We start from the raw sequence: 8,606 nt of genomic DNA on the forward strand, positions 1-8,606 counted from the left end.
TGCACGGTTGAGGGTTCACCCGTGCAAGATCACCGCGGGGGAGCGGGCTGGGGGTGGGCCGGGAGGGTGAGGTGCGTGCGCCCGGGGTGCGGGCGGTGCGGCGGCGGTGCTACCCACGAGGGGTGGAACGCCGAACCCTCCTCCTGCGTGCGCTGCTGCGCGGCGCCTGGCTCGGCGGCGGCCTGAGCGCCGTCGCGGTCGCGACCGCGTGGGCCCTCGCCGTCCTGCACCGGGTCGACGGCCCGCTGCACGCCCTGCACGCCGCGCCGCTGCTGCTCGCCCCGGCCGGGGTGGCGCTGGGAGCCGCGCTCGGGGCGCTCGCCGCCACCGCCGGGGCCGTCGTGCTGCTCGCGCTGGCGCGCGGTCACCTGCGCGTGCACCCCTCGCGGGTGCTGCTCGCCGCGCTCGTCGCGCGCGGGCCGCGGCGGCGCCCCGCGCGCTGAGGCGCGGGGCGCCGGCGCCTCACCAGCGCGAGTGCACGTGCTCCGCGACGAGCTCGTCGTACACCTCGCGCACCGCGCGCTGCTGCTCGCCCGTCGGCGCCGGCAGGTCCGCGGCGGCGGCGTTGCGGCGGGCCTGCTCGCCGTTGCGGGCGCCGGGGATGACGACGCTCACGCCCGGCTGCTCGACGATCCAGCGCAGCGTGGAACCCGCCAGCGGCACGTCGCCGAACACCTCCGACAGCCGCCGCGCGGCCTGCACGCCCACCTCGAACGGGACCCCCGCGAACGTCTCGCCCACGTCGAACGCGGAACCGTCGCGGTTGTAGGTGCGGTGGTCGTCGGCGGAGAACGTCGTGTTCTCGTCGTACTTGCCCGACAGCAGCCCCGACGCCAGCGGAACCCGCACGACCACGCCGACCCCGGCCTCGGCCGCAGCCGGCAGGAACTCGGTGACCGGCTTGAGCCGCAACGGGTTCAGGATGATCTGCACGCTCGCCACGTTCGGGCGGGCCACCGCGGCCAGGCCCTCGGCGACGGTCTCCACCGACACCCCGTACGCGGCGGTGCGGCCCTCGGCCACGAGGGTGTCCAGCGCGTCGAACACCGCGTCGGTGGCGTACACCTCCGGCGGCGGGCAGTGCAGCTGCACCAGGTCCAGGGTCTGCACGCCGAGGTTCTCGCGGCTGCGGTCGTTCCAGGCGCGGAAGTTCTCCAGCGAGTACGCCTCCGCCACGTGCGGGTCGGCGCGGCGGCCCATCTTCGTGGCCACGGTGACCCCGCTCGCGCCGCTCTCGCGCAGGTACCGCCCCACCAGGCGCTCGCTGCGCCCGTCGCCGTACACGTCGGCGGTGTCCAGGAACGTCACCCCGGCGTCGACGGCCGCGGCCAGCGTGGCCAGCGCGTCGTCCTCCCCGACCGATCCCCAGTCCCCGCCGAGCTGCCAGCAGCCCAGCCCCACGACACCGACCTGACGGCCGGTCCTGCCCAGCGTCCTCGTCTGCACCCGCCGAACCCTACGCACGCCCCGCCCGGGGCGCAGGGCGGCGCTCAGCCCGCCGAGGCGGTGAACCGCGAGCCCGGGTCCAGGCGGGTCAGCAGCTTGCCGCTCAGCTCCTCCAGCGCGGCGACGTCCTCGCGCTCCAGCACGTCGAACACCATCCGCCGCACGGCCTCCACGTGACCGGGCGCCGTGGCGACGATCTTGTCCCACCCGGCGTCGGTCAGGACGGCGAACTGCCCGCGGCCGTCGGCGGGGTCGGCCTCGCGGCGCACCCAGCCGCGCTCCTCCAGCTTGCGCACCACGTGCGAGACGCGGGGCGCGGAGGAGTTCGTGCGCGCGGCGACCTCGCTCATCCGCAACCGCCGCTCGGCGGACTCCGAGAGCATCGCCAGCACCAGGTAGCCGGTGTGGGTGAGGTCGGCGTCGTGCTGCAGCTGCGAGTCCAGCGCGGCGGGCAGCAGCGTGCACACCGCCGTCAGCTTCAGCCACGCGCGGCGCTCGTCCGCGTCCAGCCAGCGGGGCCCCGGTGCCGCATCTCCGTCCACTCCGCCATGTTAGGGATCGGTTGCCCGGGCCACCCGACGCCCGGCGGGTGCCGCAGGGCTCAGGCGTGCAGCACGCGGTGGCCGGCGGCGCCCAGCGCCCGCACGACCGGGTCGTGCGGCGGGGCGTCGGTGACGACGCCGGCGACCTCGGCCAGCGGCAGCACGACGTGGGCGGAGGCGGTGCCGACCTTCTCGGAGCTGGCGAGCACGTACGTCTCGGCGGCGCGGGCCGCCAGGGCGCGCTTGAGGGCCGCCTCCTCGGCGTCGCCGGTCGTCAGGCCCGCGTCGGGGTGCACGCCGGTGACGCCGAGGAGGAACACGTCGGCGTGGACGCGGGCGGCCGCCTCGACGGTGGCGGCCCCGCAGGTGACGCCGGAGTGCTTGAACAGCCGCCCGCCCAGGACGAGGACCTCCGCGCGCGGGTGCGTCACGAGCGCGGCGGCCACCACGGGGCTGTGGGTGACGACGGTGACCTCCAGCGCCGGCGGCAGCGCGCGCGCCACGGCCAGCGCGGTGCTGCCGCCGTCGAGCAGGACGGTGCCCCCGGCCGGCAGCAGGCGCACCGCGGCCGCGGCCACGGCCCCCTTGCCGGTGGTGGACAGGCCCGCGCGCGCGCCGAGGTCCGCGACGGCGGGGGAGGCGGGTAGGGCGCCTCCGTAGACGCGCTGGCACAGCCCGGCGGCGGCCAGCTCGCGCAGGTCGCGGCGGATCGTGTCCTCGGTGGTGCCGAGCTCGGCGGCCACCTCCTTGGCGACCACGCGCCCGCGGGTGCGCAGCCGTCCCAGCAGCTCGTCCCGCCGCTGCGCAGCCAGCACCCCGCACCTCCGCAATCGTCCACGTTGTTCCACGTTCCTGCGTAGTGTGCCCCACGTGACCGGTCCCACACCCCCGCCCGACCCCCACCGCCCCGGCGTCGACGTGCCCGACGCGCGCGGCCGCACCGGCCTGGACCGCGCCGGGCGCGACCTCACCGGCAACCCCGGTGTCGTCGTGCGCGACGTGGAGGTCCTCGCCGCCGCCTGGCACGTGCTGCGCCGCACCACCCTCGACTACCGCCACCGCGACGGCCGCTGGAGCGTGCAGCAGCGCGAGACGTACGACCGCGGCGACGGCGCCACCGTCCTGCTGCACGACGTCGAGCGCCGCACCGTCCTGCTCACCCGCCAGTTCCGCTACCCCGCCTACGTCAACGGCCACCCCGACGGCCTGCTCGTCGAGACCGCCGCCGGCCTCGTGGAGGGCGACGACCCCGCCACCGCGATCCGCCGCGAGGCCGCCGAGGAGCTCGGCGTCGAGGTCGGCGAGCTCGAGCACGTGTTCTCGCCGTGGACCAGCCCCGGCTCCGTCACCGAGCGCCTGCACTGCTACGCCGCGCCGTACACGCCGGCCTCGCGCACCGGCCCCGGCGGCGGGCTGGCCGAGGAGGGCGAGGACATCGAGGTGCTCGAGCTCGACGTCGACGAGGCGCTCGCCGCGGTGCGCGACGGGGGCATCGCCGACGCCAAGACGATCCTGCTGCTGCAGTGGTCGGTCCTGCACGGCCCGTTCGCCCCGGGCGCCCCCACCGGCCGCGCCCGCCGCTGAACCCGCCCGCCGGCGGTCCCGTTGGAGGGGGCAGGACCGCCGACGGACAGGGGAACCGAAGTGAGCAGCACCTCGACCACCGCCCACCCGGCCCGCCCGCCCGCGCCCCGGCGCCGCCGGTGGCCGTGGGTGCTGCTCGCGGTCCTCGTCGTCCTCGGCCTGCTCGCCGTGCTCGTCGGGCCCCGCCTCTACGCGCGGCTGCAGGAGGGGCGGGCCGCCGCGCCGCTGAGCACCCCCGCCGCCGGCGGGGCCACCACCCCGACCGCCGCCGCCACCGACCCCGCCCTGGAGGGCGCCTGGACCGTCACCGGCGGGACCGCCGGCTACCGCGTCGACGAGGTCCTCAACGGCCAGGACGTCACCGTCACCGGACGCACCGAGCAGGTCACCGGGGACCTGACCGTCACCGGCGGGCAGCTCACCGACGCCACCGTCGCCGTGGACCTGGCGAGCGTGGCCACCGACTCCGGCAACCGCGACGGGCAGTTCCGCCGGCTCCTGGGGGTCGAGGAGGACCCCGACGCCACCTTCACCCTCACCGGCCCCGTCCCCCTCGGCGGGCTCGACGTCGGCGCCGTCCTCGCCGTCACCCTGCCCGGCACCCTGGAGGTCGGCGGGCGGGAACTGGCCGTCCAGGCCCCCGCCACCGTCGAGCGCACCGCCGCCGACACCGTCACCGTCACCGGCGCCGTCCCCGTGACCTGGTCCGACCTCGGCGTGCAGGCCCCCGACCTGGGGTTCGTGTCCGTCGAGGACACCGGCACCGTGGAGTTCGCCGTCACCGCCGCCCCCGCCTGAGCGCGCGAACCGCTGCGGGGCCGCCCCGCGCCCCGTAGGTTCTGCTCGTGGAACCTGCGGCGTCCCCTGCAGCGGGGCCCCCCGCAGCGGGTGGCGCCGCGGTCGACGACGCCGTCCTGCTGCGCGCGCTGCAGGAGGTCGTCGAGGGGGTGATGGTCCTCGACGCCGCGGACTGGCGCGTCGTGCACGTCAACGACGCCGGGGCCGCCGTGTACGGGCGCCGCCCGGCCGAGCTGCTCGGACGGCTGCTCGGCGAGGTCTTCCCCCAGGCGGTCGGCTCGGACTTCCACCGGCAGCTGCGCCGCACCCGCACCCACCCCGGCACCGTCGAGTGGACCGGGCCCGTGCCCGGCACCCACCTGCACGTCCACGCCCGCGCGCAGCGCCTGGACGGCCTCGTCCTGTGCGCCTACCGCGACGTCACCCGCGAGCAGGTCCTGGAGCGCGAGCGCGACGAGCTCACCCGGTCCCTGCGCGAGACCGTCGAGCGCACCAGCCGCCTGCTCGCCCTGTCCGAGGCCCTCACCGCCACCACCACCGTCGCCGACGTCGCCCGCGTCGTCGTGGACACCGCCCGCTCCGTGTTCGGCGCCGCCCACGCCGGGCTGTCCGTCGTGGACCGCGAGCGCGGCGTGCTGCGCACCCCCTTCCTGGAGGAGCTGGGCCCCGGGGCCGTGGAGCGCTGGGAGGACCTGCCCCTGGACGGGCCCGGTCCCGGCACCGCCGCCCTGCGCGAGCAGCGGCCCCGCTTCGAGGACGGCGACGCGCTGCGCGCGCGCTACCCGGAGCTCGCCGAGCGGTGGCGGGTCGCCGACGTCAGCTACCTCGCCGCCGTCCCCCTCGTCGCCGCCGGGCACGGCGTCGGCCTGCTGACCCTCGTGTGGTCGCGCGGCCGGCGCCTGGCCGTGGGGCACCGGACCCTGCTGGAGGCGTCGGCCTCCTACGCCACCCAGGCGCTGCAGCGGGCGCTGCTGCTGGCCGAGCACGCCGAGGTCGCCCGCACCCTGCAGCGCGCCATGCTCACCGCGCAGCTGCCCCAGCCCGACGACCTGCACGTCGCCGCCCGCTACCTGCCCGCCCGCGCCGGCGCCCAGGTCGGCGGCGACTGGTACGACGCCGTCGTCCTGCCCGGCGGCAGCACCCTGCTCGTCATCGGCGACGTCACCGGCCACGACGTGGTGGCCGCCGCCGCGATGGGGCAGCTGCGCATCGCGCTGCGCGCCCTGGCCGTGGACCGCGAGGAGGTGCCCTGCCGGTTGCTGGAGCGGCTGGAGGCCGTCGTCGCCTCCCTGGGGGGCGAACCCATCCTCGCCAGCTGCCTCGTCGCCCGCGTCGAGCAGAGCGCCGCCGACCGCTCCGCCGGCCGCCGCGTCCTGCGCTGGAGCAGCGCCGGGCACCCCCCGCCGCTGCTGGTCCACCGCGACGGGCGCGTGGAGGTCCTGCGCACCGAGGGCGACGTGCTGCTGGGCGTGCAGGGCCCGGGCGCGCGCACCGACCACCGCGCCGCGCTGCCCACCGGCAGCACCCTGCTGCTGTACACCGACGGCCTCGTCGAGCGCCGCGACTCCGACCTCGACGCGGGAGTGGAGCGGTTGCGCACCGCGGCCGCCGCCCTCGCCGCAGCGGGCGACGGCGCCCTGGGCGCCGCCCTGGACGAGCTGCTGGTCGCGGCCGAGCCCGCCGGCGGCGACGACGTGGCCGTCCTCGCCGTCCGCTTCGGCGCACAGGGCGTCGTCACCGGCGCGGTCACCGGCGCGGTCACCGGCGCGCGCGAGGGCGTCGCCGCCGCCGCCTACGATCGACGCTCGTGAGCCAGCAGGAGGAGCAGCAGCCGGTCGTCTTCGAGGGGCGCACGGGCACGGCCCACCCGATCACCACCTACGGCACGCCCGTGCTGCACCGCCGCTGCACCGCGGTCACCGCCTTCGACGACGGCCTCACCCAGCTCGTCGCCGACATGTTCGCCTCCATGGCCGCGGCCGAGGGGGTGGGCCTGGCCGCCAACCAGATCGGCGTGGACGCCCGCGTCTTCGTCGTCGACTGCCCCGACGAGACCGGCGAGCACGTCGTCGCCCACGTCGTGAACCCCGTCCTGCACCTGCCCACCGGCCGCAGGCGCAAGCTCGACGTCGACGACGAGGGCTGCCTGTCGGTGCCCGGGCAGTACGCCGAGCTGGGCCGCCCGGACCGCGCGGAGGTCACCGGCGTCGACGTGCACGGCGAGCCGGTGCGCATCGTCGGCACCGGGCTGCTGGCCCGCTGCCTGCAGCACGAGACCGACCACCTGGAGGGCGTCGTCTACGTGGACCGCCTGCCCGTCGGCGAGCGCGTGGAGGTCCTCACCGCGGCCGGGCTGCCCACCGAGCCGCGCCGGTGAGCCGCACCAGCCCCGTCGTCCTGGGCATCGAGTCCAGCTGCGACGAGACCGGCGCCGGCCTGGTCAGCGACGGCGTCCTGCTCGGCGACGCCCTGGCCTCCAGCATGGACGCGCACGCCCGCTACGGCGGCGTCGTGCCCGAGGTCGCCGCCCGCGCCCACCTGGAGGCGATGGTCCCCGTCGTGCGCCAGGCCCTGGACGCCGCCTCGCTGGACCTCGCGGACGTCGACGCCGTCGCCGTCACCGCGGGGCCGGGCCTGTCCACCGCCGTGCAGGTGGGCCTGGCCTCCGCCAAGGCGCTCGCCTTCGCCATCGGCAAGCCGCTGTACGGGGTGCACCACCTCGCCGGGCACGCCGCCGTCGACGTCCTCGAGCACGGGCCGCTGCCGCGGAAGTGCGTCGCGCTCGTCGTCTCCGGCGGGCACACCTCCCTGCTGCTGCTCGGCGACCTGGGCCGCGACCCGGTCGTGCACCTGGGCGACACCACCGACGACGCCGCGGGGGAGGCGTTCGACAAGGTTGCCCGCGTGCTGGGCCTGGGCTACCCCGGCGGGCCCGCGATCGACCGCGCCGCCCGCGACGGCGACCCGCGCGCCATCGCGTTCCCGCGCGCCCTGTCCCGCCCGCAGGACCCCGCCTACGGGTTCTCCTTCTCCGGGCTGAAGACCGCGGTGGCGCGCTGGGTGGAGGCGCGCACCGACGCCGGCGGCGAGGTGCCGGTGGCCGACGTGGCCGCCTCCTTCCAGGAGGCCGTCGCCGACGTCCTGACCCGCAAGGCGGTGGCCGCCTGCCGCGAGCACGGCGTGGACGCGCTGCTGCTCGTCGGCGGGGTCGCGGCGAACACCCGGGTGCGCTCGCTGGCCGAGGAGCGGTGCGCGGCGGCGGGCCTGCAGCTGCGGGTGCCGCCGGTGCGGCTGTGCACCGACAACGGCGCCATGATCGCCGCCGTGGGGGACCTGCTCGTGCGGGCCGGGGCGCCCGCCTCCCCGCTGTCGCTGGCCGCCGACCCGTCGGCGCCGCTGACGGGTGCGCTGCTGGCCGGGCCCTGGGGCTGAGCGGGCACTCGGGGAGCGCCCGGCTCGTTGACGGGCCGTGGCCATCGAATACTCGAAGAAGCGCAACGAGCCGGACCCCGCCCCCTCCGGCGGCGCCGGCGGCGGGGTCTCCCTCAGCAAGGTGACGCTGACGAAGGCGGCGCCGAAGGTGTCGCTGACGAAGTCCGGCGGGGCCGGCGGCACCGTGAAGGTGCACCTGGCCTGGAACGCCCGGCCCGCGCAGGCACCCTCGGGCGGGGGCGGCTTCCTCGCCAAGCTCAAGCAGGCCGCCACCGGCGCCTCGGGCGGCATCGACCTCGACCTGGGCGCCCTGTACGAGTTCACCGACGGCTCCAAGGGCGTCGTGCAGGCCCTGGGCAACGCCTTCCGCGACCGCGGTCCCGGTGAGCCGCTGGTGTGGCTGGACGGCGACGACCGCACCGGCGGCGGCGGCGAGAACCTCTACGTGGACCTGCGCGACCCGGCCCGCCTGAAGCGGGTCCTGGTGTTCGCGTTCATCTACGAGGGCGTGCCGAACTGGGCCGCCGCCGACGGCGTGGTGACGCTGAAGCCGGCCAGCGGCCCGGAGATCGAGGTGCGCCTCGACGAGCACGACGACCGCTCGCCGATGTGCGCGATCGCGCAGATCGTCTCCGACGGGCGCGAGGTGTCCGTGCAGCGCGAGGTCCGCTACGTGCAGGGCGGTCAGCAGGCCCTGGACGAGGCGTACGGCTGGGGCATGCGCTGGCAGACCGGCCGCAAGTGACCGGCTGAACCCCCTCCCCCCTCCCTGCGGTGATCAAGGAAGTTGCAACTTCCTTGATC

General features: G+C 77.1%; 10 protein-coding genes. 7 read left to right on the forward strand and 3 right to left on the reverse strand.

The genetic code is table 11. From position 1 onward, the window contains the following. Positions 1-122 precede the first annotated feature (122 nt). A complete protein-coding gene (locus tag ACRYM0_RS19440) occupies positions 123-443 on the forward strand; it encodes a hypothetical protein (RefSeq protein WP_432507498.1) in 321 nt (106 codons plus the stop codon). A 19-nt stretch (positions 444-462) separates the two neighbouring features. Here ACRYM0_RS19440 and ACRYM0_RS19445 read toward each other — a convergent pair whose 3' ends face one another. From ACRYM0_RS19445 to ACRYM0_RS19455, 3 genes are read right to left on the reverse strand one after another with little or no spacing between them, the layout of a single operon-like run. Beyond that, positions 463-1,446, reverse strand: a complete 984-nt coding sequence (locus ACRYM0_RS19445) for an aldo/keto reductase (RefSeq protein ID WP_432507499.1) — start codon at positions 1,444-1,446, stop codon at positions 463-465. 44 nt (positions 1,447-1,490) lie between these two features. After that, the gene (locus ACRYM0_RS19450) at positions 1,491-1,988 is read right to left on the reverse strand and encodes a MarR family winged helix-turn-helix transcriptional regulator (protein WP_432507500.1); all 498 of its coding nucleotides are present in this window, start codon (positions 1,986-1,988) and stop codon (positions 1,491-1,493) included. Positions 1,989-2,047: 59 nt separating this feature from the next. Next, a complete protein-coding gene (locus ACRYM0_RS19455) occupies positions 2,048-2,803 on the reverse strand; it encodes a DeoR/GlpR family DNA-binding transcription regulator (protein ID WP_432507501.1) in 756 nt (251 codons plus the stop codon). A 55-nt stretch (positions 2,804-2,858) separates the two neighbouring features. Between ACRYM0_RS19455 and ACRYM0_RS19460 the strand changes: the two genes are divergently transcribed. Genes ACRYM0_RS19460 through ACRYM0_RS19485 form a run of 6 tightly spaced genes read left to right on the forward strand, consistent with a single transcriptional unit; the run spans position 2,859 to position 8,547 of the window. Further along, complete coding sequence (locus ACRYM0_RS19460) at positions 2,859-3,572, forward strand: NUDIX domain-containing protein (protein ID WP_432507503.1); 714 nt, start codon at positions 2,859-2,861, stop codon at positions 3,570-3,572. A 60-nt stretch (positions 3,573-3,632) separates the two neighbouring features. Next, complete coding sequence (locus ACRYM0_RS19465; protein WP_432507504.1) at positions 3,633-4,370, forward strand: YceI family protein; 738 nt, start codon at positions 3,633-3,635, stop codon at positions 4,368-4,370. Positions 4,371-4,417: 47 nt separating this feature from the next. Then, positions 4,418-6,181, forward strand: a complete 1,764-nt coding sequence (locus tag ACRYM0_RS19470; protein WP_432507505.1) for a PP2C family protein-serine/threonine phosphatase — start codon at positions 4,418-4,420, stop codon at positions 6,179-6,181. Further along, positions 6,178-6,747: a peptide deformylase gene (gene def / locus ACRYM0_RS19475; protein WP_432507506.1), complete on the forward strand. Its 570-nt coding sequence runs from the start codon at positions 6,178-6,180 to the stop codon at positions 6,745-6,747. The genes ACRYM0_RS19470 and def overlap by 4 nt, the downstream gene beginning before the upstream one ends. Continuing rightward, a complete protein-coding gene (gene tsaD, locus ACRYM0_RS19480) occupies positions 6,744-7,802 on the forward strand; it encodes a tRNA (adenosine(37)-N6)-threonylcarbamoyltransferase complex transferase subunit TsaD (RefSeq protein WP_432507507.1) in 1,059 nt (352 codons plus the stop codon). The genes def and tsaD overlap by 4 nt, the downstream gene beginning before the upstream one ends. A 37-nt stretch (positions 7,803-7,839) precedes the next feature. Next, positions 7,840-8,547 (forward strand): TerD family protein, encoded by a 708-nt coding sequence (locus tag ACRYM0_RS19485; RefSeq protein WP_432507508.1) that lies wholly within the window; start codon positions 7,840-7,842, stop codon positions 8,545-8,547. The last annotated feature ends 59 nt before the right edge of the window (positions 8,548-8,606 follow it).

The sequence above is a fragment of the Kineococcus arenarius subsp. arenarius genome (assembly GCF_050871845.1).
In the GTDB taxonomy this organism is placed as follows: domain Bacteria; phylum Actinomycetota; class Actinomycetes; order Actinomycetales; family Kineococcaceae; genus Kineococcus.